Below are 22,296 nucleotides of genomic sequence, written 5' to 3'. Positions count from 1 at the left end.
TTTCGGTGGCATGACTGAGCAGGGGGTGCGCTGGACCGCGGACCAGGTGCTGGCACTGGCGCCTGACGCCGCGTCACGCGCTGCGGGAAGTGAACTGGGCGCTGCCGGAGCGTGGTCGGGGGCGGGCAGTTCGGGCGAGGGGGTGGTGTGGGGGCTGTGCGAGGTCGGCGGGGTCGCTCCGTACCGGACGGTCGTCGACGTCTCCGGGCCGGCGTACGGCTGCAGTTGCCCCGGTCGCCGGTCTCCGTGCGAGCACGCGCTCGGGCTGCTGCTGCTCTGGTCGGGCGGGGACGGGGCGGTGGCGCGGGGGGAGGCGCCGGAGTGGGCCGAGCGGTGGATCAAGGGTGTGCGCGCAACGGGGCCGGCGGACGCCACGCATTCCCCGGGTGCCGCCGATCCGGAGGCGGTACGGCGCAGGGCGGAGCGCCGGGCCGAGCGGGTGACCGCGGGCACGGTGGAGCTGGAGCGGCGGCTCGCCGATCTGCTCCGCGGCGGCCTGGTGTCGGCCGAGCGGTCCGGGGACGGGCTGTGGGAGGAGACCGCGGCCCGCATGGTCGACGCCCAGGCGCCGGGACTGGCCGCCCGGGTGCGGGAGCTGGCGTCCCTTCCGGGCACGGGGGCGGACCGGCCGGTGCGGCTGCTGGAGGAGTGCGCGCTGCTCCACCTCCTCGGCCGGGGCTGGCAGCACCGGGAGCGACTGCCGGACGGGCTGGCGGCGACGGTCCGCTCCCGTATCGGCCTCACCGCGCGGGCGGACGGCCCGGCGATACGGGACCGCTGGCTGGTCCTCGCCCAGTACGACACGACGGACAGCCGTCTGACGACCCGTCGCATATGGCTGTACGGCACCGGCACGGGCCGCACGGCGCTGCTCCTCTCCTACGGTGCGGCGGGCCGCGCGCCCGAACTCGCGCTGCCGGTCGGGCCCGCCATCGACGCGGAGTTGTCCGCCTACCCGGGCACGGGACAGTCGCGGGCCGCCCTGGGCGAGCGGTTCGCACCGCCCGCCCCGACGGACGTACGGCCGCCGGGGACGACGACGGCCGGGGCGGCCGCCCGCTACGGCGAGGCGCTGCGTGACGACCCCTGGCTGGACTCGGTCCCGGTCACCCTGGACCGGGTGATACCGGCGCCGGACGGTGAGGGCTGGCAGCTGGCCGACGCCGACGAGGACACCGCGCTGCCGCTCACCCCGGCCGCCCGGTCCCGACCCGGTCTGTGGCGTCTGGTCGCCCTGTCGGGGGGCGGCCCGGTCAGGGTGTTCGGCGAGTGCGGCCACCAGGGGTTCACTCCATTGGCGGCATGGCCGGAGGGGGCCGGGGAGGTGGTACCGCTGTGCTGAGCGGGGCGTCCGGCCCCGTTCCCGTCCGCCCCGTCCGCCCCCGGGAATCTTTCGGGCGTCGCTGGACACCCGGTGCGCCCAGGTCTTCGACCGTGCCGGGACGCCCGTCGGAAAGGAAGCTGATGAGCACGACGACCACCGCCGTGGACGCGTCCCTCCCGGACTCCTGGGAGGAGCTGGTGACCACGGCCCTGCTGGGCACCGACCGGCGCACACCGCCGGGCTCCGCGCCCGGGCCGGACGCGCCGTCCGCCCTGCTGGACGCGGCGGCCGCGGCGACCGTACGGCGCCGCGCCGGGCTGCGGCCGGGACGGGCCGCGCGGCGGCCGGAGCCGGCCCCCGAGGATCCGCGCCCCGCGCTGCCGCCGGCCGCCGCGCGCCGGCTCACGATGCTGCTGGCCGACCGTCCCGGTACGCCCGGCGGGGGGCGCCGGGGCACGGCACCGGACCTCATGGAGCTGCTGCCGCAATGGCTGGCGACGGCGAACGCCCGCGGTTACGCCGCACCCCCGGCCGTACTGCCCGCCCTGCTGGACGCCGCGCGGGGACGGACGGACCTCCGTCCGGCGGCGCTGCGCTTCGCGGGACCGCGCGCCCTGTGGCTGGCCCGGCTCAACCCGGACTGGCGATTCGCCCTGCGCGCCGCGCCGGGCACAGGCGCCTCGGCACCCGGCACCCAGGACACCGAGGGCATACGGCGGCTCTGGCAGGAGGGCCTCTTCGCCGAACGGGTCGCCCTCCTCGCCGCCCTGCGCTCCCGCGAGCCCGCCTCCGCGCGCGAACTCCTCGCGACGACGTGGGCGACGGAGCGGGCGGAGGACCGGCTGATGTTCCTGGACTCGCTGCGCACGGGACTCGGCCCGGACGACGAACCGTTCCTGGAGCAGTCGCTGGCCGACCGCAGCCGCAACGTACGGGCGACGGCGGCGGAGCTGCTGTCGGCGCTGCCCGGCTCGGCGCTGGCGGAGCGGATGGCGGTGCGGGCCGGGGCCTGCGTGGCCGTCGACCACACCCGTGACACACCGACGATCACGGTCGAGGCACCGCACGAGTGCGACGCGGGCATGGAGCGCGACGGGGTGGTGGCGAGACCGCCCGCGGGCCGGGGCGAACGGTCCTGGTGGCTGGGCCAGTTGGTGGAGGCGGCCCCGCTCGGCGGCTGGCCGGGCCGGCTCGGCGGGCGTACGCCCCGGGAGATCGTGGCGCTGCCGGTGGCGGACGACTGGCAGGGCGAACTGCACGCGGCCTGGTGCCGGGCCGCCGTACGGCAGCGGGACGCGACATGGTCCCGGGCGCTGCTCGGCAGGCCCTCCGCGCCGGAGGCGGGCGGTCCGGGGGCGGTGTCACTGGCCGAACGGGCGAAACTGCTCGGCATGCTGGGCGCCGCCGAACGGGCGGAGTGGGTGGCCGGGTTCATCGAGACGCACGGCCTGTCCGAGGCGTTCCAGCTGCTCGGGGTGTGTGCCGTGCCGTGGGCCGCGCCGGTCGGACGGGCGGTGGCCGACGCGCTCAACATCGCGCGCGACGCAGGGAGTTATCCATGGAGTTTCAGTGGGGTCATGGGCCTGGCCGAACGCTGCCTCGACCCGTCCGAGGCAAGCCGCCTGGACGCGCTCCTGGCCCTGTCGGACGAACCGGAGAACGCCTCCCCCGGCGCCGGCGGCTACTGGTCCGAAGCCTTCCAACGCCTGGTCACAACCCTCCACCTAAGAGCAAAGATCCACTCCGAACTCACCCCGTGACCCCCACCCCGCCAACCCCGCACAGCAACCCCCGCCATCCGCGGGCAACCATCCCGCCGGAGCGGAAACCCCGCCCCTCCACTCCCCCGCACAGCAACCCCCGCCATCCGCGGGCAGTCGTGCCGCTGGGGCGGCACGGGTGGGCGCGACGGCACCCCGCAAGCGCCGGGCAGCGCGAACACCCCTTGGCCCACCCCCACGCGGACACGCCGCACCGCGCCGGGCAGCGCGAACACCCTTGGCCCGCCCCGCCACGCAAACCGCCGTCGGGCCCCGCCCTACGCCCCCGCAGGCTGACGCACGTTACTCCGCACCCAGTCCACGATCGACGCCGTAGTAGCCCCCGGAGTGAAGATCTCCGCGACCCCCTTCGACTTCAGAGGAGCGATGTCCGCCTCGGGAATGATCCCCCCGCCGAACACCAGGATGTCCGCCGCGTCCCGCTCGACCAGCAGCTCGATCACCGCCGCGAACAACGTGTTGTGCGCCCCGGACAGAATGGACAACCCGATCGCGTCCGCGTCCTCCTGGATCGCCGTGTCGACGATCTGCTCGGGAGTCTGGTGAAGCCCGGTGTAGATCACCTCCATACCGGCATCGCGCAGCGCCCGCGCGATCACCTTGGCCCCGCGATCGTGGCCGTCGAGCCCCGGCTTGGCCACCACCACGCGGATCGGACCGGCTGCCACACCCATCACTGCCTCCATGAAGCGACTACATCCATCCGTACCGACAAGTACCGCACACATCCGTCATGCCGTACACATCGCTCGGGAACCCCGGCTCCAACCGGCCGGGGAAGTGAACGAACGTTATCTCCAGCATCGCGCAACCGGCAGTTTCACGGGCCACAGGGAGGGGCAAATCACACGGAGGGACACGTTCACCGCGTGCCCGTGCACCACTCGGGCAACGGTGGGACGATGCCCATAAGGGATTCGCCCCGAGGTCGCCGAGTCACCGCGCCCCCCACCCCTCTCACGCGCACTCCGTCGACCGCTCTCGTAGCGATTCCCCATGAGGGCACACGGGGGACAAGGCTGTCCCTCCGCGTGCCGACAGGAGGTCGGCCATGAAGGTCACTCAGGCAGCTCTCCCCTTTCTGCCGCTCTGCCGGCGTCTTCTGCCGACCCGGCTGGCGGATCTCTCCGTGACCCTGCTGAAGGCGACCGCCCTGGAGCTGGCGATCCTCGCGGGTCACCTCCTGCTCTATCCCGTCGGCATCATCCAGGAACGCCGGGGCACGCGCCCGGTACTGCCCGCCCCGGACGGCACCGCGCAGCTGCCGACAGAGGCCAAGCCCCCGGTGGTGCTGCTGCACGGCTTCATCGACAACCGGTCGGTCTTCGTCCTGCTGCGCCGCAGCCTCGCCCAGCACGGCAGGCAGCAGATCGAGTCGCTCAACTACTCCCCGCTGACCTGCGACATCCGTATCGCGGCCGAACTGCTCGGCCGGCATATAGAGCAGGTGTGCGAGCGCACGGGCAGCCGCCGGGTCGATGTGGTGGGGCACAGCCTCGGCGGGCTCATCGCGCGGTACTACGTACAGCGGCTCGGCGGTGACGCCCGGGTGCGGACGCTCGTCACGCTCGGTACGCCGCACTCCGGCACGCGCGTCGCGCCGCTGGCCAACGCGCACCCCATCGTGCGCCAGATGCGTCCCGGCTCACCGGTGCTCGAGGAGCTCGCGCTGCCCTCGCCGGGCTGCCGTACGCACTTCGTCGCGTTCTGGAGCGACCTCGACCACATCATGGACCCGCTGGAGTCGGCCTGCGTCGAGCACCCCGACCTGACGGCGGTGAACGTACGGGTGAGCGGCGTCGGCCATCTCGCCCTGCCCGTGCACCCGGCCGTGGCGACCGGTATACGGCAGGCCCTGGACACGGCACACCCCGGAGAGCCGTCGACCGGCCGCCCGGAAGGTCTGACGGTGGCGTGACGGCGGCCTGACCGCCCCCGATCGACCGGCGCCCGCGCGCACGACACGCCGGGCGCCGACGTCTGCGCGCCAAGCGGAACCGCGCGCCCCCTCCGTAGAAATCCGAACAACAACGGTCCGAGAAGGCCCACTTACCGCTCTCGAACCGCTCACGATCTCGAACAGGTTTCGAACAAAGGGCCAAGACCGCGCCCATCGTCCACCAAAAGACGACCGATTGCCCGTTTCCTGCGCGGGTGAAACCTGCGGAAGATTGTCGCGCCCGCGTACCGCCGGGTACAGTCGCCGCACTGCTCTGCCAGCCCCTGTTGTCGAGGCGAAAGAGAAGTTGGTGAACGACCGTCACCCGTCGGGGACCATGGCCCCGGCCCCGGCTTCCGATGCCGCCGCGGCGAGCTATGCGTCGTACGGCACACAGGAAGCCCAGTACGGCGACTTCACCACGTACGGCGGCTACGACGCCACCGGTTATGGCGCCACCCATTTCGGGACCGGCGCGCACACCACCGGAAGCTTCGCCACCGACCCCCTCTTCGGCGACCTGCCGGGCGGCGGCCAGGACACGGGCACCCACGCGACGACCGGCCAGTGGTCCACGGGCGTCCAGGAGACCGGACAGTACGACACGTACGCGCCCGGATACCCCTCCACGTACGACACCGGTGGCTACGACGCGACCGCCTGGACCACCGGCCGGCAGCAGATGACCGCGGTGATCCCGCCGCAGGCCGGCTCCCCGGAGACCGGTCAGTGGGACTCCGGCGAGTGGCTCCAGGCCGACCCCGCCGCGCACCCCGCCGACCAGACCCAGCAGTGGGACTGGGGCACGCAGGTCTACGACAGCGGCGCCTACGACGCCACCCAGTGGAACTCCGCCGGCGGTGAGACGGCCACCCAGGACCCCGCCCCCGACGGCTACGAGACTCCGGCCGAGTCCTACGAGACCCAGCCCGACTCGTACGAGAGCTTCGGCCAGAAGTCCTACGAGGACCCTGCCGCCGACGGGCCGGCCGACACCGGTGAGATGCCCGCGGTGCACCTGCTCGACGAGCAGGAGGAGATCGTCCCCGCGCCGGCGCCGCGCGCCGCGCGCTCCGGGTCGCGTTCCCGCCGCCGTATGCCCGCCAAGCGCTCCGCGCTGCTGACGGTGGCCGTTCCCTCGGCGTGTGTGATGGGTGTCGCCGGGATCGCGGCGGCCTCGGTCGGCGATCTCGCCGAGGACGGCGGCCAGGAGACGAAGACGACCGCCGCGGACGCCCAGCCGGTGCAGCCGTCCGCCGCCAACATCAAGCTCGACACCCAGCTGGAGAGCCTCGCCGCCGGCGCCGACGACTTCGCCGACCGGGCCAGCCGCACCCAGGAGCGCATCGATCTCGAGGCGCAGCAGGAGGCCGAGCGCAAGCGGGCCGCGCAGGAGGCCGCCCGCAAGGAGCGGCTGCGGCCGAAGTTCGCGCTGCCCGTCGCACCGCACGGCCTCAGCGCCTACTACGGCCAGGCCGGCATCAACTGGATGTCCGTCCACACCGGCATCGACTTCCCCGTCTCGTACGGCACGCCCGTGATGGCGGCGACCGACGGCACGGTGCGCACGCAGTACAACTCCGCCTACGGCAACATGATGATCGTGACGGCGAAGGACGGCACGGAGACGTGGTACTGCCACCTCTCCAGCTACCAGGTCGCCCCCGGTACGACGGTGAAGGCCGGCGACCGGATCGCGTTCTCCGGAGACTCCGGCAACTCGACCGGCCCGCACCTGCACTTCGAGGTCCGTCCGGGCGGCGGATCGGCCATCGACCCGCTCTCCTGGCTGCGCAGCCACGGCCTCGACCCGTCGTAGGACCGTCGCAGGACGGTCCCCCCGACAGATCGCCGCCCGGCGCTACAGCTTCTCGACCGGCGCGTACCGCAGCAGCAGCCGCTTGGGCTTGGTGTCCCCGAAGTCGATCGTCGCCTCCGCGTTCCCGCCCGTGCCCGTGACGCCGACCACGGTGCCGAGGCCGAACTGGTCGTGCGTGACCCGGTCCCCCACCGCCAGCGACACCGCGGGCTTGTCCGCGCTCCGCCGGGTGGCGAAGCCGGAACCGCCCGACGCGGACGAGCGCGAGCGGGACGACGACAGCGAGGCCGCCACCCCGGACGCCGGACCGGACGACACGGGCGCGCTCGCCCCGGTCCGCTTCCACTCCAGGTGGGCGGCCGGGATCTCCTCGAGGAACCGCGAGGGCGGGTTGTAGGACGGCTGGCCCCACGCGCTGCGCAGCGTCGACCGGGTGAGGTACAGCCGCTCACGCGCGCGGGTGATGCCGACGTACGCGAGGCGCCGCTCCTCCTCCAGCTCCTTGGTCTCGCCGAGGGCGCGCATGTGCGGGAAGACGCCGTCCTCCATGCCGGTGAGGAAGACGACCGGGAACTCCAGACCCTTGGCCGTGTGAAGGGTCATCAGGGTGATGACGCCGGAACCGTCCTCGTCCTCGTCGGGGATCTGGTCGGAGTCGGCGACCAGGGCGACCTGCTCCAGGAAGTCGGACAGGGCGACCGACTCGCCCTCGCCGCGCTCCTGCTCGAACTCCAGGGCGACGGCCGCGAGTTCCTGGAGGTTCTCGATCCGGGTCTCGTCCTGCGGGTCGGTGGAGGCCTGCAACTCGGCGAGGTATCCGGTGCGTTCGAGGATCGCCTCCAGGACCGTCGCCGGGCCCGCCCCGGACTCGACGACCGTACGGAGGTCCTCCATCAGCGTGTTGAACCGCTTCACGGCGTTCGACGAGCGCGCGGCCATGCCGTACGCCTCGTCGACGCGCCTCAGGGCCTGCGGGAAGCTGATCCTCTCGCGCTGGGCGAGCGCGTCGATCATGGCCTCCGCGCGGTCGCCGATGCCCCGCTTGGGGACGTTGAGAATACGGCGCAGCGGCACCGAGTCCTCGGGGTTGGCGAGCACCCGCAGATAGGCCAGGACGTCCCTGACCTCCTTGCGCTCGTAGAAGCGGACACCGCCGACGACCTTGTAGGGCAGGCCGACGCGGATGAAGATCTCCTCGAAGACACGGGACTGGGCGTTGGTGCGGTAGAAGACGGCGACGTCGCCCGCCTTGGCCTTGCCCGAGTCCGTGAGGCGGTCTATCTCGTCGGCGACGAACTGCGCCTCGTCGTGCTCGGTGTCCGCGACGTACCCGGTGATCCGCGCGCCGCTGCCGGCGTTGGTCCACAGGTTCTTGGGGCGGCGGGACTCGTTGCGCTCGATGACGGCGTTGGCTGCGCTCAGGATGGTCTGTGTGGAGCGGTAGTTCTGCTCCAGCAGGATCGTCGTCGCGTCCGGGTAGTCCTCCTCGAACTGGAGGATGTTGCGGATCGTCGCGCCGCGGAAGGCGTAGATCGACTGGTCGGCGTCGCCCACCACGCACAGCTCGGCGGGCGGCACCTCGGCCTCCGGCGGCACCTCGACGGGACGCTCAAAGGCCCCGCCGACCAGCTCACGCACGAGTGCGTACTGGGCGTGGTTGGTGTCCTGGTACTCGTCGACCATGACGTGCCGGAAGCGGCGGCGGTAGTGCTCGGCGACGTCCGGGAAGGCGCGGAGCAGATTGACCGTCGTCATGATCAGGTCGTCGAAGTCGAGCGCGTTGGCCTCGCGCAGCCGCGACTGGTACATGGCGTAGGCCTGGGCGAGGGTCTTCTCGAAACCGTCGGCCGCCTGAGCGGCGAAGTCCTCCTCGTCGATCAGCTCGTTCTTCAGGTTGCTGATCTTGGCGCTGAAGGACTTCGGCGGGAACCGCTTGGGGTCGAGGTCCAGGTCGCGGCAGACCAGGGCCATCAGCCGCTTGGAGTCGGCGGCGTCGTAGATCGAGAACGACGACGTGAAGCCGAGCTTCTTGCTCTCGCGGCGCAGGATGCGCACGCACGCGCTGTGGAACGTCATGACCCACATGGCGCCCGCGCGCGGGCCGACGAGCTGCTCGACGCGCTCCCTCATCTCGCCCGCGGCCTTGTTGGTGAAGGTGATCGCGAGGATCTGGCCCGGGTGGACATGCCGCTCGGCCAGCAGGTGGGCGATGCGGTGGGTGAGCACGCGGGTCTTGCCGGAACCGGCGCCGGCCACGATGAGCAGCGGGGAGCCGGAGTGCACGACGGCGGCGCGCTGGTTGTCGTTCAGCCCCTCCAGCAGGGCCGCGGCGTCGATCACCGGGCGCGGGGCGCCGTCGCGGTAGTAGGCGTCCCTGTCCGGCGGCACGTCGAACTTGCCGTCGAACAGGTCGTCCGGGATCCGCTCCGGGGCGTGCTCGTCGTCGGGCGGTGGCGGGGGTTCGTCCGCGGGGCCCCGCTGGGCCTGGAGGTCCGCCAGGAAGCTGTCGTCAAAGAGGCTGCTCATCGCTCTCCGAGTCTAGGGCGCCCCACCGACAACCAGGGCCCGCCCCGGGAACATCCCCGGATTCCGGCCGCCCGCGCGAAAACGCGCACCCTCCACAACCATCACCTCACCCAGAGTCACACCTGCCATAAGGTCACGAAAACGTATCGGGCATATCACCCATCAACCTTCACAAGGGCCACACCAGTTGGCTACCGTGCGGGCGGGCCGTACGACCCCCACCGGCGAACCTCGCCGGGCCGCGCGGCCTCCGCCGAGTCCGTCCCTGCCGATCGCGGCAGCCGGAGCCGGGGACCCACCGAGACCCCTGGGGTGAATCGGCCCACTCCTTCGCGGAGCGGCCGTAGGGCAACCCTTCCAGGCAAGCCGCCCGAACCCTCCCCCAGTGCCTGAAGGGCCTGGGAGGTACCCCCACCGCTAACCCGGTAGGCGGAGCATTGGAAGGAGTCGCCTCCCTTGGCGTCGCACCGCAAGTCGCGCACCCCCGGCACGCGCGTGGCAGGCATACGGACCCCGGCCCTCGCCACGGCCGCCCTGACCTCCGTGGCCCTGCTGTCCCAGACGGCCACCGCCGCCCCCTCCGACGACGGCAAGCCGAGCCTGGAGGAGGTCGAGAAGAAGGTCGGCGACCTCTACCGCCAGGCGGAGTCGGCGACCGAGAAGTACAACGCGGCCAAGGAGAAGACCGCGAAGCAGCGCAAGCAGGTCGACACGCTCCTGGACGACGTGGCCAAGCGCACCCAGAAGCTCAACGACGCGCGTGAGGAGCTGGGTTCCTTCGCCGCCGCCCAGTACCGGACCGGCGCGGGCCTGCCCGACACCGCGACCTTCCTGCTCGCGGACACCCCGCAGGACGTCTTCGACCAGCGCCAGGTGATGGACCGGCTGACCGGCCGCCAGAAGGACGCGGTCGACGACTACGTCACCCAGCAGTCCGAGACGATGAAGAAGCGCCAGGAGGCCACCCAGAGCCTCGAGACGCTCACCGAGTCCCAGGGCGACCTGAAGACGGCCAAGGCCACCGTCCAGAAGAAGCTCGGTGACGCGCGTGCGCTGATGTCGAAGCTGACCGCCGAGGAGAAGGCGCGGCTCGCGGCGATCGAGAGGAAGAAGCAGGAGGAGGCCGCCCGCAAGGCCGCCGAGCTCGCTGAGCGGCAGGCGGCGCGGGAGAAGGCCCAGGAGGAGGCCGCGGCCCAGCAGGACAGCGGCAGCCCGGCCGGTTCCGGGGCAACGGGGTCCTCCGGTTCGACGACCTCGCCGTCCACCGGCTCCGGGTACGCCGCCAAGGCCGAGAAGGCGCTCGCCTTCGCCCGCGCGCAGATCGGCAAGCCGTACGTGTGGGGTGCCACCGGACCCGGCTCCTACGACTGCTCCGGCCTCACCCAGGCCGCCTGGAAGGCCGCCGGCGTCTCCCTCCCGCGCACCACCTACGACCAGGTGAACGCGGGCACCACGGTCCCCGTCTCCCAGGCCCGGCCCGGCGACCTGGTCTTCTTCTACGACGACGTCACACACGTGGGCATCTACATCGGCAACGGGATGATGATCCACGCCCCGAAGCCGGGCACGTACGTCCGCGAGGAGTCGGTCTACTACGACGGCGAGTCCGCGATCCACAGCGTGGTCCGCCCCGCCTGACACGCTCAGGAGCACACGGCCGGGCGGGTTCTTCTAGCATCGGAACATGCCCGCCCCCTCACCGTTCCCGCTCCGTGCCTGGTGGGCGCAGCGCTCCCCGGCCGCGGGCGCCGCGGTCATGGCGACCGGCATCGTCTCGGTCGCCCTGCATCTGGCGGGGTACGAGACCCTGTCCCTGATCGCGCTCGTGCCTGCCTGTGCCGCCTGGCTGGGGCTGGCGGCGGAGTTCGTGCTCCGGCTGGCACGGGAGCGCGAGCGATGGCTGGCGGAGGCCCAGACGCCGGGCGCGCTCACCGCCGTCGCGGCGACGACCGTCCTCGGTACACGCATGGCCTCGCTCGGAGAGGACGCCCTGGCCTGGGCGCTGCTCGCGGTGGCCACGATGTGCTGGCCGACGTTGCTCGTCCTGGTCGTACGGCGATGGCGGCCACGCATGCCGGGGGCCGTGTTCCTGTGTTGTGTGGCCACCCAGGGGCTCGCCGTGCTGGGTGCCACGCTGGCGCGGTCCCAGTCGGCTGACTGGCTCGCGCATGTGGCGCTGACGCTGTTCTGGCTCGGTCTGGCGCTCTACGCTCTCGCCCTGTTCCGCTTCGACCTGCGCCAGGTGACCGAGGGGCCGGGCGATCAGTGGGTCGCGGGCGGCGCGGTCGCCATCTCCTCGCTCGCCGGGTCGAAACTGCTCGCCGCCGACGGCGGGGCGCTGTACCTCTGGAACGACGACGCCTCCGCCGTCCTGCGCCTCACCACCGTCGTCCTGCTGGTGCTCGACCTGGCCTGGTACGCGGTGCTGATGGCCGCCGAGATCCTGCGGCCCCGGCTGTCCTACGACACGCGGCGCTGGGCCACCGTGTTCCCGCTGGGGATGACGGCGGCGGCAGCGCTGTCCGCATCCACCGCCGTCGGCGTCCCCTGGCTCGCGGGCCTGGGGCGAGTGCTGATGTGGGTGGCCGTCGCGGCCTGGCTTGCGGTCGCCGCCGGGGCGGTCGCCTCCGCGCGGACCGCGGTCACGTCCGAACCCGTGGAGCGGGAGATCAGGTCCACAGCACGGCGATGAAGATGTTCGCCGTGGTCAGCAGCCCGACCAGACCGAACAGACCCTTGTCCACCTTCTCGTCGTCCCGCTTCACGTAGACCAGTCCGAGGATCACGATCAGCAGCGCCAGCTTCACGCCGATCTTGATGTTGTCGACGGAGTGGTCCTCCGCCTGGTGGAGGCCGACCAGGACCACCCCGGTGACCAGCATCGTCAGCGCGCCGTGCAGCATCGCGGGGACGAACCGGGCGGTGCCCTGGCCCATCGCCTTCATCTGGGTGAGGAAACCGCCGAGGAGCGAGGCGATGCCGATGATGTGCAGGCCGACGAAGAGGTGGATGAGTACGTCCATGAGGCCGGAGCCTAGCCATAGCCGCCTCGTACCACTCCGGCGCCCTCGTCCGGCGCTCCTCCGGCAAATCGGTCATCACCCTGAGTGAACGCGGCGCGACTTCTCTCACTTACGGTCACCCGGCGGTCCGCTCAGGTCACTTCCGCACAACCCGTCCCGGGGGTGACGCGGCCGGCCCTAGCGTCCTGCCCCAGGTGACCGGCTCTCCACCGCCGCCCCGGCCAGGGGTGGCAGCCGGACACACCGCCAGAAAGGGTCCGGCGGCGGACCGCTCCCCCTGTGCACCCCCGCCGCCGGACCGCTCGCCGGACGCGGACAGGAGTGACGTGGCAGCGCACCGCAGGACCCGGCAGCGCACGGCGGGCGCCGGCCCCGCCCGTACGGCGGCCGCCATCGCCCTCGCCGGCGCGACCGCCGCGACCGCCCTCGGCGGGACGGCGCACGCCGCGCCACGGCCGGCACCGGACAAGGTCGCGGCCGATGTGAACCGGCTCTACCGGGAGGCGGAGGCCGCCACCGAGAAGTACAACGGCGCCAGGGAGAAGGCCGACTCCGCCCAGCGGCGGCTGAGCGCGCTGCAGGACGAGGCGGCCCGCAGAAGGGACCGGCTCAACTCCGCCCGGGACGCGCTGGGCACGGTCGCCGCCGCGCAGTACCGCACCGGCGGCCTGGACCCGGCCCTGCGGCTCGCCCTCTCCGAGGACCCGGACGGCTATCTGGAGGGCGCCGCGCTCGCCGAACGCGCGGGCACCCGCCGGCACGCGGAGGTGGGGCGCGTACGCAAACAGCTCCGGGAGATCGAGCAGTTGCGCGGCGCGGCACGCGTCGAGGTGAAGGAGCTGACGTCCCGCCGGGCCGAACTGAGGCGGCACAAGAAGGCGGTCAACGGCAAGCTGGCCGAGGCCCGCCGGCTGCTGTCCCGGCTGACGCCCGGACAGCGCGCCGCGTTCACCGGCGGCACCTCCACGGGCGCGGGCGATGCCGTCACCTCCCAGGCGGCCCCGGGCCCCCGCGCCGCGCAGGCCGTCTCCTACGCCCGCAGCAAGCTCGGCAGCCCCTATGTCTGGGGGGCGACCGGCCCGGACGCCTTCGACTGCTCGGGCCTCGTCCAGGCCGCGTACCGCTCCGCCGGTGTCTCCGTGCCCCGCACGACCTACGCCCAGATCGACTCCGGCCGCAGCGTCCCCCGTTCCGAACTCCTCCCCGGCGACCTCGTCTTCTTCTATCCGGGCATCACCCACGTGGGCCTCTACATCGGCGACGGCCGCATGATCCACGCCCCGAACCCCTCGGCTCCGGTCCGCGTGGCCCCCATCGACGAGATGCCGTTCGCGGGGGCGACACGCGTGGTGTGACGGCCCGCCGCTCAGACCAGCCGGCGTGCCGTCGCCCAACGGGTCAGTTCGTGGCGGTTGGAGAGCTGGAGTTTGCGCAGGACCGCCGAGACGTGGGACTCGACCGTCTTCACCGAGATGAACAGCTGCTTGGCGATCTCCTTGTAGGCGTAGCCGCGGGCGATCAGGCGAAGGACCTCCCGCTCGCGCTGGGTGAGGCGGTCGAGGTCCTCGTCGACCGGCGGGGCGTCGGTGGAGGCGAAGGCGTCCAGGACGAAACCGGCCAGCCGCGGGGAGAAGACCGCGTCACCCTCCTGGACCCGGAAGACCGAGTCGACCAGATCCGTGCCGGTGATCGTCTTGGTGACGTAGCCGCGCGCGCCGCCCCGGATCACCCCGATGACGTCCTCCGCCGCGTCCGACACGGACAGGGCGAGGAAACGCACCGGTTGTTCGGCGTCGGCCATCAACGGGGCGCAACGGCGCAGCACCTCCACGCCGCCGCCGCCGGGCAGATGTACGTCGAGCAGGACCACCTCGGGCCGGGTCGCGGTGATGACCGTGACCGCCTGGTCGACGTCGGCGGCCTCGCCGACCACCTCGACGCCCGTCTGCTCGGTCTGCCCTATCTCGGCCTGGACTCCCGTACGGAACATGCGGTGGTCGTCGACGAGGACGACACGCACATGACGCCCGGCGCCCTCCGCGGGTCCCGTCGTTCCGTCCGCGTTCGCCTCGGTCGGCTCACTCATGACGTCTTCTCCGCCCTCTCCATCTCCAGCTCGACCTCCGTGCCGCCGTCCGGCACCGCGCGCAGCCGCGCCGTGCCACCGTTGCGCTCCATACGGCCGATGATCGATTCTCTGACGCCCATGCGGTCGGCGGGTATCGAGTCCAGGTCGAAGCCGGGGCCGCGGTCCCGGACGGACACGAAGACCGTCTTCCCCTCGACTTCGGCGAAGACCTGCACCGCGCCTCCCTCGCCACCGTACTTGGCGGCGTTGACCATCGCTTCGCGTGCGGCCTGCATCTGTGCCCCGATTCTCTCGTCGAGCGGGCAGTCGCCGACGACCACGACCTCGAGGGGGACGCCGTGCTTGTCCTCCACCTCGGCCGCGTTGCGCTTCACGGCCTCGGCGAGGGTGGTGGGTTCGTCGTCCTCGTCCTTGCCGTTGCCCTCCGGTTTGTAGAGCCAGGCGCGCAGGTCGCGCTCCTGGGCGCGGGCCAGGCGGCGCACCTCGCCCGCGTTGTCCGCGTTGCGCTGGATCAGGGTCAGGGTGTGCAGCACCGAGTCGTGGACATGGGCGGCGACCTCCGCGCGCTCCTGGGCGCGGATGCGCATCAGGCGCTCCTCGGAGAGGTCCTGGGTCATGCGCACGAGATAGGGGCCGGCGAGGAGGGTTATCCCGACGAGGACCGCGAGGGCCGCCTGGAGCACCGAGCCGAGATGGCTGCCGGAGCCGCGCAGGACGAAGATGCCGGAGGCGCCCGCCGTCACCAGCAGCACACCTGCGGCCGCCCGCACCAGGGTCATCGTGCGCCGTCGGCGGCCGACCTCCATCCAGTGGGCCCGGCGCGCGTTGTCCGCCTGCCGCCAGACCAGGGCGACGCCCGCGGCGACGAGCACGGTCGGCCACAGGTAGACCTTCGCCCCGTTGGTCAGGTTCACATTGCCCACGAAGACCATGGCCACCACGACCATGAGCAGCAGGGCGACTATCTGGCCCTTGTCCGGGCGGCGGGTGACGAGTCTGCGCCGGCCGTCCGGCGAGGTCTCCGTGGTCACCAGCGAGGGGGGCTTCTGCGCGTCCACACCGCCGACGCCCAGCGGTACGAAGAACCAGAACGCCGCGTACAGCAGGGCGCCGAGTCCGTCGGCCGTGAACAGGCCGACGAAGGCGAGCCGGACCCAGACCACGGGCAGCCCGAGATGTCCGGCGAGGCCCCGCGCCACACCACCGAGCCAGCGTCCGTCACTGCTGCGGTAGAGCTTGCGCGGCGGCCTCGGCTCGGCGACTGGCGCTGCTGCGGCTTCCGACATGCCAATGATGGTCACACGCCCGGGTTGCGGGAGCATCAGGGTCCGCCCCGGAGACTCCCCTGATGTCCTCGGCCCGCCCCCGTCGAACGCTCCCCCGGCCCCCCTCGGGGACCGATATCAGGGTCCGGCCAGGGTCGTACCGACTGCCGCGGCGGCGGCTCGGCCGTCACCATGGACTCATGACCGATCACCAGCACGCCGCGACGGGTCCGGAACCCGTCCCCGGCCCGGGGGGAGCGACCGCCCTGCCACCGGAGCCGGCCGACGACAGCGGGCGTTTCCGGCGGGACCGCCGGCACCAGATGCTCGGCGGGGTGTGCGCGGGGCTCGGCCGGCAGTGCGACATGGACCCGGTGATCTTCCGGATCACGCTCGCGGTTTTGTCCGCCACCGGCGGCATCGGCCTGATCTTCTACGGCTTCGCCTGGCTGTTCGTCCCGTACGAGGAGGAGGACGAGAACGAGATCCGCCGGCTGCTGACCGGCCGGGTCGACGGTCACACCCTGACGGCCGTGCTGTTCGCGCTGGTCGGCTGCGGCGTCTTCCTCACCATGCTGAGCAACGACGGGGTGCTGAGCTTCGCCGTCATACTGTCCCTGCTGCTCGCCGGCGCCGGGTACTGGTCGCGGCGGCGCGGCACCCCCGGCCCCGACCACATAGCCGCCCAGGCCGTGGCCGACGCCCCGCCCGAGCCGCAGGCACCGCCGGTGGCCTCCGCCTATCCCTCGTGGTGGCGCGACCCCATCGTCAAGGACGGTACGCACTTCGGCGGCACGGGCTATCTGTGGGGGCCACGGGACTCCCGCGACCGGGACATCGACGCCGCCGTCACCATCGGCCTCGGCATCCCCTCCCGCGCCCGCGAGAAGGCGTACGCACCGCCGCACCGCCCCTCGCACCCGCGCGGCCCGCGGGGCGGGATCGGCGGCCGGATATTCCTGCTCGCCCTGGTCGCGGGCGGCCTCGGCACCGGTCTGACGTGGGAGTCGCATCCCCTGGGCACCAGTCTGCAGACCGGTCTCGCCTGCGCGCTCGCCGTCTTCGGTCTCGGCATCGCGGTCAGCGCGTTCATCGGCCGCACCGGGGCCGGGTCGATCGTCCTGGCCGTCCTCACGGCCGGTCTGCTCGCCGGCTCGGCCGCCCTGCCCAAGGACATCGGCACCGACTGGAGGCAGACGGCCTGGGGGCCCACCTCGGTCGCGCAGGTGCGCCCGACCTACGACCTGGGCGCGGGCGACGGCGAGCTGGATCTGTCCGCGCTGCGTATCCCCGAGGGCGACACCCTCTCGACGCGGGCGGACGTGGGCCTGGGCCGTATCCACGTGATCGTGCCCCGGGACGTGACCGTGCGGCTGAGCATCGATGTGGGGGTGGGCGACATCCGGTTGCCGGGCGACAGGCAGAAGGACGTGGACGTGGCTCCGGGCAAGCACAAGGAGGTCACCCTGAAGCCGCCGGCCGGCGCCGGGGACGCGGGGACGCTCGACCTCGAACTCCAGGTCGGCGCGGGGCAGGCGGAGGTGAGCCGTGCCGCATCATGAGTTCCAGCCGGGCAGGTTGATCGCCGGTGTCTTCGTCATCCTCGCAGCGGGGATCTACGCGGGGGACGCGGGCGGGCTCTGGGACACCCCGTGGTTCGTGGTGATCCCGGTGGTCACCGGCGGACTCTGCCTGGCGGGCGCGGTGGGTTCGCTGACCGGGCTGATACGGCGGCGGAAGGGCCGGACGGCATCCTGAGCGGGCGCTACCGGTACACGCCCCCGCGCTGTCGCCGTCGCCCGTGCCCTGCGGTGTCCACGGACAGCGGCGGGGCCACGGCGGGACGTGCCGGCGGCCGGGGCTGTGCGCTGCGCGTCAGCACCGTCCCGGCGGTCCACCGCCGGCTCCTCCCCACTGCCGGCCCCTCGGCGGCGTCCGCTGCGACCGAGCTCACGCCGCGGCGGCGCGGTGCAGTGTGAACCAGAACGTCGGGACCGGGTTCGTCCCGGGCGTCACGTCGACCAGCCGCCACCCGGCGAACCTGGCGCCGAGTTCGTCGGCGGTGACGCCGGACCACCGGTCGTCGAACGCCCCGGGCCCGTACCCGAACATCAGCAATCGTGCGCCGGGGGCGGCGCGCTGGGTGAGGGCGGCCGCGTAGGCGTCGCGGCGGTGCGGTGGAATTCCGCAGAAGCAGCTCAGGTCGAAGAACAGGTCGTACGGGCCGGGCACGCCCACCTCGTCGAGTCGGGTGGCGTCCCCGCACAGCACCGTGACGTCCACTCCGGCAGCGGCGGCCTTCTCCCTCGCCTGCCGGACCGCGCGGTCGACCAGGTCGACGGCCTCCACCCGCCAGCCGTGCCGGGCCAGGTACACGGCGTTGGTCCCGGTGCCACAGCCCAGTTCGAGGACCTGGCCCGGCGCCGGCGCGCCAGGTCCCTCTACCAGCGCCACGAGTTCGGGCGGTGTGATGCCGCTGTCCCACGGCGGCTTGCCGTCCCGGTAGAAGTCCTCCAACGCGCGGCGCACCGCAGCCTCTTGGTCGAGTTCCGCAGCCGTCCGAGTCTCGCTCATCGCCACCCCTCCGAAAATTAGAGTGGAACTCTAGTGAGTAACTCTAGAGTTAAACTCCAAGCATGGATGAGGTCAAGGGATCCGACGGACAGAACGTCAAGCGCCCCGACAAGCGGGCCGAGCGCTCGCGGCGCACCCGGAAGAAGATCGTCGCGGCGGCGCGGGACCTGTTCGTCGCACAGGGGTACGGAGCGACAAGCCTTCAGGAGGTCGCGGATCACGCCGGCGTCGCTGTTCAGACGGTGTACTTCGTGTTCCGTAACAAGCGTGCGTTGTTCAAGGACGTCGTCGACACGTCCATCGCGGGCGACGCCGAACCGGTTGCCACGATGGACCGCGACTGGTTCCGTGCCGCGTGCGCCGAGCCCACCGCGGCCGGGCAGCTGCGCGCTCATGTGCGGGGCGTGCGCGACATCCTCGGCCGTGTCGCGCCGATCATGCCGCTGATCGCCGCCGCGGCGGCCACGGACCCGGAAATCGCCGCGCAGTGGCCCGCCGGCCCCGACCCGCGCTACACCGTCCAGCACGCCGCGGCGAAGGCACTGACCTCCAAGCCCGACGCCCGCCCCGACGTCGACACCGCCCGCGCCGCCGACCTGCTGTACGGGCTGCTCAGCCCAGAGCTATACCTGATCTTCGTCCGCGACCGGGGCTGGTCCCCCGAGGCCTGGCAGGAGTGGGCCTGCGCTGCCCTCACCGCCCACCTGTGCATCGATCACGAGTAGGCGACTGATTCTCACAGCCTTAGCGGCGCCCTCGGCCGCGCCGGTTCCCGATCAGGGCGTCCAGGGACCAGAGGGGCGCTCCAGCCAGCACGAGGGGTACCCAGCAGAACAGGTACGGGAGGTCGTTGCCGTAGTAGTAGGGGTCGGCGGCCCAGCTCACGGTCAGCCAGAGGCTGAGGGAGATCAGGGCTCCGCCGAGGGCGGCCAGGCGGGTGAGCAGGCCGAGCAGGACGCCGATGCCGACGGCGAGCTCGCCGAACGCGATGGCGTAGCCGAAGGCGACGGGGCTTTCCAATGCCATGTCGACCATGGCGGGGATGGCGGAGGAGTCGCGGACGGCGCGCATCATGTCGCCGATCGAGCCTGCGCCGGAGTCCTTCATGAAGGCGCTGTCGGTGAGTTTGTCGATGCCGGCGTAGATGAAGGTGATGCCGAGGAAGAGTCTCAGGGGGATCAGGGCGTAGCGGGCGGCGGTGTCCCGCCAGGTTCCGTCGCCGGTGGGGTGTGTGTCCGCGCGCATACCGTGAGTCATCGCTGATTGCCGCCTCTCACTGCCGTGCCGGCCCCTCGATAGACCATACGTACGACGAATGGAAGTGGCTCAATCCTGGGGGCGGGGTTTTTCTTGCGGGGCGGTGTGCGTGGGGGTGTTGTGCGGGACGCTCGGCGTCGGGGCGGGGGTGCGGCCCGGCGCTCGCGGGGTGCACGGCGCGGATGTGGGCCGGGGGTGGGTAGCGCGGCCCGGCGCTCGCGGGGTGCCGTCGCGCCCACCCGTGCCGCCCCAGCGGCACGACTGCCCGCGGGAACGGAGTTTGCCGAGGTCAGTCTGTTACGTCGATTGTGTAGCGGTTGGTCTCCGTGCCGGCTGCTGTGATGACCTGGACTTCCACTCGGCCGGGTTCGACCTCCGCCGGGACCGGAACTGTCAGGAGGGTGTCCGTGGGGTTGTCGAAGCCGCCGGTCACCGGGACCAGGGGGACGTGGACGTGGACCGGCCCCACGCGGACCACCATGCGACAGAGGCGGTCCGCGCCCTGGGCGCCGACGGGGACGAAGCCGGCGCCCCGGATCTCGATGTCGTCCCCGGTGCGGATCGGTGCGTCCAGGTCGCCGGCCTCACGGGCCCGTACCACCGAGAGGATCACCGGACGGCCCCCCTCCGCGTACTTGCCGGCGAGGTACGTCGCCGCCGACACCAGCACGACCACCGCCAGCCCCCACGGCAGGTCCGGCAGCTGGTCCGGCCGCCGGGCCAGCCGTACCGCGGCGAACGCGAGAGCGACGCCGCTGATCACGACGTACTGGATGTCGGCGAAGCTGCCGCGCCCCGAGTCGTCGGTGAGCAGGTCGGCGGCCCTGGGCCGGTGGGCGTGTACCTTCTGCAGCCGCTGCCCCTGCACCCGCAGCCCGACCACGCGGCGCACCAGCACGGCGATCCCGCACACCACGGCGAGTACGGTCACGATGCCCGCGCCCCGGGCGAGCTCGAGCCCGTCGATCAGGGCGTCCCGCTCCCGGCCGTCGGAGGCGGCCGCCAGTTGTCCCACCAGGACGAGTACCGAGAACGCGAGGAGCAGCACCCAGGACGCGGCCACGGCACGGGATGTGGAGAGCCGGTTGTCCTCGCCGATCACCGGCGCCAGCGCACCCCCGCGTGCCCGGTGGAACCAGGACGCGGCGGTCAGCGCGCCCGCCACCACCAGCGCGGCGAGCAGTCCGGCGGTGCGTGCGGCGGTCCAGCCCGCGCCGATCGCGGTGAGCGCCTGCCCCAGGAGCAGCAGGACAACGCCCGCCCACGCCACGATCGCGGTCCGCCGCCACAGCCGGACCAGCCAGGCCGCACCCTCGGCCCGTCCGCGTTCGGCGACGGCCTCGGCGGCCTGGGTCAGTTCTTCCGACACCCACTGCCGGGAGGCGGAGGCGGAGTGGGCGACCGCGGCCGGCAGTCCCTGCCCGGCGGCGAAAGCGTCCCGCTTCAGCAGGAACGCGGCGACCGCGCGCCGATGCCCCTCACGTGCCCCGTGCGGACAGTCCCCGCAGGTGCAGCCGCCCTCGTGGACGCCCATGTCGGGGCCGCCCCGCCTCGCCTCCTGCACCGCCACGCCCGAAGCCCGCCTTCCCCACCCGATGTTGAACAACACGACACAAGTCCCCTGTGACGAAAGCGAATTGTGCCCTACGCCGCCGCCCCACCGTTCGGCAGGCCCGGTCAGTACGGGTGAATTCGAAGCCAACCGGTTGACAGGGCACTCGGCTTGACAAGGCACTCAGCCCAGCAGATCGGGCTCGCTGCGGCTGATGTCCTGCCACATCGGCTGGTAGTTGATCCATGCCACCAGGTCCCCGCCCACCTGCTCCCGTGTCGCCACCGCCTGCCGGTGGTCGATGAGGACGGGCCGGCCCGCCGCCCTCGCGGTGAGCTGCACCTGGCAGGAGCGCTCCATCGTCACGAACCACCAGGCCGCCGCGTCCACCGAGTCGCCCACGGTGAGCAGCCCGTGGTTGCGCAGCACCAGCGCCTTGTGGGAGCCGAGCTCCCCGGCGATCCGCCTGCCCTCCTCGGCGTCGACGGTGACGCCGCTGTAGGCGTCGTAGAGGGCGTGGTCCTCGTAGAAGGCGCAGCTCTCCTGGGTGATCGGGTCGAGCAGGTCGCCGAGGGCGGCGAGGGCACGCCCGTGCACGGAGTGGCAGTGTGCGACGGCGACGACGTCGGGCCGGGCGGCGTGCACCTGGGCGTGCACGGTGAACGCGGCCTGGTTGACGTGGTGGCCACCCTCGACGACCTGGCCGTCCCGGTTGGCGAGCACCAGGTCGCTCACGGTGACCTGGCGGAAGGGCATGCCGAACGGGTTGACCCAGAAGCAGTCGCTGAACTCCGGGTCGCGTGCGGTGATGTGCCCCGAGACACCGTCCTCGTAGCCGAGCCGGCCGAACAGCCGCAGTGCGCCGGCGAGCCGCTCCTTGCGGTGCCGACGTTCGTCCTCGACCGACTCGTGCATGGGGGGCATGGCGAAGCGCAGCTTGTCGGTGGGCAGCGGCAGGGGCGGCGTGGGCCCGTGCATGAGTCCTCCCGCGGGGGGTGTGCGTACGGGGCGGAAGTTACCGGTGGGCCGCCCCGGACGACAGCTCGCTTCCGTAAAGATGCGGTACGGGACGTGACGGAACGGGCTGCTCCATCCGGAGGACACCGCCGATACCCGACACAGGATGTCCGGTATCCCCGCCACACTC

General features: G+C 72.4%; 19 protein-coding genes. 10 read left to right on the top strand and 9 right to left on the bottom strand.

Annotated features, from left to right (window positions below):
- Window positions 1-10 precede the first annotated feature (10 nt).
- Window positions 11-1,342 carry an SWIM zinc finger family protein gene (locus ACGFR9_RS05050; protein WP_393203032.1) on the top strand — a complete coding sequence of 444 codons (1,332 nt, stop codon included), beginning with the start codon at window positions 11-13 and terminating at the stop codon, window positions 1,340-1,342.
- A gap of 122 nt (window positions 1,343-1,464) precedes the next feature.
- The gene (locus tag ACGFR9_RS05045; RefSeq protein ID WP_393203030.1) at window positions 1,465-3,084 is read left to right on the top strand and encodes a DUF5691 domain-containing protein; all 1,620 of its coding nucleotides are present in this window, start codon (window positions 1,465-1,467) and stop codon (window positions 3,082-3,084) included.
- A gap of 278 nt (window positions 3,085-3,362) precedes the next feature.
- On the opposite strand, the gene ACGFR9_RS05040 is transcribed toward ACGFR9_RS05045, so the two are convergent.
- Window positions 3,363-3,779: a cobalamin B12-binding domain-containing protein gene (locus ACGFR9_RS05040; protein ID WP_393203984.1), complete on the bottom strand. Its 417-nt coding sequence runs from the start codon at window positions 3,777-3,779 to the stop codon at window positions 3,363-3,365.
- A 377-nt stretch (window positions 3,780-4,156) separates the two neighbouring features.
- Here ACGFR9_RS05040 and ACGFR9_RS05035 point away from each other — a divergent pair, with 377 nt between their 5' ends.
- Window positions 4,157-5,023, top strand: a complete 867-nt coding sequence (locus tag ACGFR9_RS05035) for an esterase/lipase family protein (protein WP_393203028.1) — start codon at window positions 4,157-4,159, stop codon at window positions 5,021-5,023.
- A 331-nt stretch (window positions 5,024-5,354) separates the two neighbouring features.
- The gene (locus ACGFR9_RS05030) at window positions 5,355-6,863 is read left to right on the top strand and encodes a M23 family metallopeptidase (protein ID WP_393203026.1); all 1,509 of its coding nucleotides are present in this window, start codon (window positions 5,355-5,357) and stop codon (window positions 6,861-6,863) included.
- A gap of 42 nt (window positions 6,864-6,905) precedes the next feature.
- On the opposite strand, the gene pcrA is transcribed toward ACGFR9_RS05030, so the two are convergent.
- Window positions 6,906-9,389, bottom strand: a complete 2,484-nt coding sequence (gene pcrA, locus ACGFR9_RS05025; RefSeq protein WP_393203024.1) for a DNA helicase PcrA — start codon at window positions 9,387-9,389, stop codon at window positions 6,906-6,908.
- 456 nt (window positions 9,390-9,845) lie between these two features.
- Here pcrA and ACGFR9_RS05020 point away from each other — a divergent pair, with 456 nt between their 5' ends.
- Window positions 9,846-11,027, top strand: a complete 1,182-nt coding sequence (locus ACGFR9_RS05020; protein WP_393203022.1) for an NlpC/P60 family protein — start codon at window positions 9,846-9,848, stop codon at window positions 11,025-11,027.
- 46 nt (window positions 11,028-11,073) lie between these two features.
- Window positions 11,074-12,081, top strand: coding sequence for a tellurite resistance/C4-dicarboxylate transporter family protein (locus ACGFR9_RS05015; RefSeq protein WP_393203020.1), 1,008 nt, complete (start codon window positions 11,074-11,076; stop codon window positions 12,079-12,081).
- Here the strand turns inward: ACGFR9_RS05015 and ACGFR9_RS05010 are convergent.
- Complete coding sequence (locus tag ACGFR9_RS05010) at window positions 12,059-12,412, bottom strand: hypothetical protein (protein ID WP_030221277.1); 354 nt, start codon at window positions 12,410-12,412, stop codon at window positions 12,059-12,061. The two genes, ACGFR9_RS05015 and ACGFR9_RS05010, sit on opposite strands and share 23 nt — an antisense overlap.
- 326 nt (window positions 12,413-12,738) lie before the next feature.
- Here ACGFR9_RS05010 and ACGFR9_RS05005 point away from each other — a divergent pair, with 326 nt between their 5' ends.
- Window positions 12,739-13,767, top strand: coding sequence for an NlpC/P60 family protein (locus tag ACGFR9_RS05005; RefSeq protein WP_393203018.1), 1,029 nt, complete (start codon window positions 12,739-12,741; stop codon window positions 13,765-13,767).
- Between the two features lie 11 nt (window positions 13,768-13,778).
- Here the strand turns inward: ACGFR9_RS05005 and ACGFR9_RS05000 are convergent, their stop codons facing one another.
- Together ACGFR9_RS05000 and ACGFR9_RS04995 are read right to left on the bottom strand one after the other, a co-directional pair.
- Window positions 13,779-14,498, bottom strand: coding sequence for a LuxR C-terminal-related transcriptional regulator (locus ACGFR9_RS05000; RefSeq protein ID WP_393203016.1), 720 nt, complete (start codon window positions 14,496-14,498; stop codon window positions 13,779-13,781).
- Complete coding sequence (locus ACGFR9_RS04995; protein ID WP_030221265.1) at window positions 14,495-15,787, bottom strand: ATP-binding protein; 1,293 nt, start codon at window positions 15,785-15,787, stop codon at window positions 14,495-14,497. Before ACGFR9_RS04995 ends, ACGFR9_RS05000 begins: the two co-directional genes overlap by 4 nt.
- 179 nt (window positions 15,788-15,966) lie before the next feature.
- Between ACGFR9_RS04995 and ACGFR9_RS04990 the strand changes: the two genes are divergently transcribed.
- A complete protein-coding gene (locus ACGFR9_RS04990) occupies window positions 15,967-17,328 on the top strand; it encodes a PspC domain-containing protein (protein WP_393203014.1) in 1,362 nt (453 codons plus the stop codon).
- Entirely contained in the window at window positions 17,315-17,524 is a 210-nt protein-coding gene (locus tag ACGFR9_RS04985; RefSeq protein ID WP_393203012.1) for a hypothetical protein, read from the top strand. Before ACGFR9_RS04990 ends, ACGFR9_RS04985 begins: the two co-directional genes overlap by 14 nt.
- Before the next feature lie 192 nt (window positions 17,525-17,716).
- Here ACGFR9_RS04985 and ACGFR9_RS04980 read toward each other — a convergent pair whose 3' ends face one another.
- Entirely contained in the window at window positions 17,717-18,340 is a 624-nt protein-coding gene (locus tag ACGFR9_RS04980) for a class I SAM-dependent methyltransferase (protein ID WP_393203010.1), read from the bottom strand.
- Window positions 18,341-18,402: 62 nt separating this feature from the next.
- On the opposite strand from ACGFR9_RS04980, the gene ACGFR9_RS04975 reads away from it, so the two are divergent.
- Complete coding sequence (locus tag ACGFR9_RS04975) at window positions 18,403-19,065, top strand: TetR/AcrR family transcriptional regulator (RefSeq protein ID WP_393203008.1); 663 nt, start codon at window positions 18,403-18,405, stop codon at window positions 19,063-19,065.
- Between the two features lie 19 nt (window positions 19,066-19,084).
- Here ACGFR9_RS04975 and ACGFR9_RS04970 read toward each other — a convergent pair whose 3' ends face one another.
- From ACGFR9_RS04970 to ACGFR9_RS04960, 3 genes are all read right to left on the bottom strand, one after another.
- Window positions 19,085-19,597, bottom strand: coding sequence for a DoxX family protein (locus ACGFR9_RS04970; protein ID WP_393203006.1), 513 nt, complete (start codon window positions 19,595-19,597; stop codon window positions 19,085-19,087).
- A gap of 289 nt (window positions 19,598-19,886) precedes the next feature.
- Window positions 19,887-21,167 carry a hypothetical protein gene (locus ACGFR9_RS04965; RefSeq protein WP_393203004.1) on the bottom strand — a complete coding sequence of 427 codons (1,281 nt, stop codon included), beginning with the start codon at window positions 21,165-21,167 and terminating at the stop codon, window positions 19,887-19,889.
- 165 nt (window positions 21,168-21,332) lie between these two features.
- Window positions 21,333-22,127 carry a class II aldolase/adducin family protein gene (locus tag ACGFR9_RS04960; RefSeq protein WP_393203002.1) on the bottom strand — a complete coding sequence of 265 codons (795 nt, stop codon included), beginning with the start codon at window positions 22,125-22,127 and terminating at the stop codon, window positions 21,333-21,335.
- Window positions 22,128-22,296 lie beyond the last annotated feature (169 nt).

This window comes from Streptomyces sp. NPDC048584, assembly GCF_043199595.1.
GTDB classification, from domain to species: Bacteria; Actinomycetota; Actinomycetes; order Streptomycetales; family Streptomycetaceae; genus Streptomyces; species Streptomyces edwardsiae.
The sequence above is the reverse complement of the archived record's forward strand: the minus strand, read 5'-3'. Positions and strand labels throughout refer to the sequence as shown.

Bases quoted from the DNA above. Each gene is read 5' to 3' on its own strand.
- ACGFR9_RS05050 (WP_393203032.1), top strand. From the start codon at position 11: ATGACTGAGCAGGGGGTGCGCTGGACCGCGGACCAGGTGCTGGCACTG.
- ACGFR9_RS05045 (WP_393203030.1), top strand. From the start codon at position 1,465: ATGAGCACGACGACCACCGCCGTGGACGCGTCCCTCCCGGACTCCTGG.
- ACGFR9_RS05040 (WP_393203984.1), bottom strand. From the start codon at position 3,779: ATGGGTGTGGCAGCCGGTCCGATCCGCGTGGTGGTGGCCAAGCCGGGG.
- ACGFR9_RS05035 (WP_393203028.1), top strand. From the start codon at position 4,157: ATGAAGGTCACTCAGGCAGCTCTCCCCTTTCTGCCGCTCTGCCGGCGT.
- pcrA (WP_393203024.1), bottom strand. From the start codon at position 9,389: ATGAGCAGCCTCTTTGACGACAGCTTCCTGGCGGACCTCCAGGCCCAG.
- ACGFR9_RS05015 (WP_393203020.1), top strand. From the start codon at position 11,074: ATGCCCGCCCCCTCACCGTTCCCGCTCCGTGCCTGGTGGGCGCAGCGC.
- ACGFR9_RS05010 (WP_030221277.1), bottom strand. From the start codon at position 12,412: ATGGACGTACTCATCCACCTCTTCGTCGGCCTGCACATCATCGGCATC.
- ACGFR9_RS05000 (WP_393203016.1), bottom strand. From the start codon at position 14,498: ATGAGTGAGCCGACCGAGGCGAACGCGGACGGAACGACGGGACCCGCG.
- ACGFR9_RS04995 (WP_030221265.1), bottom strand. From the start codon at position 15,787: ATGTCGGAAGCCGCAGCAGCGCCAGTCGCCGAGCCGAGGCCGCCGCGC.
- ACGFR9_RS04990 (WP_393203014.1), top strand. From the start codon at position 15,967: ATGACCGATCACCAGCACGCCGCGACGGGTCCGGAACCCGTCCCCGGC.
- ACGFR9_RS04980 (WP_393203010.1), bottom strand. From the start codon at position 18,340: ATGAGCGAGACTCGGACGGCTGCGGAACTCGACCAAGAGGCTGCGGTG.
- ACGFR9_RS04975 (WP_393203008.1), top strand. From the start codon at position 18,403: ATGGATGAGGTCAAGGGATCCGACGGACAGAACGTCAAGCGCCCCGAC.
- ACGFR9_RS04970 (WP_393203006.1), bottom strand. From the start codon at position 19,597: ATGACTCACGGTATGCGCGCGGACACACACCCCACCGGCGACGGAACC.
- ACGFR9_RS04960 (WP_393203002.1), bottom strand. From the start codon at position 22,127: ATGCACGGGCCCACGCCGCCCCTGCCGCTGCCCACCGACAAGCTGCGC.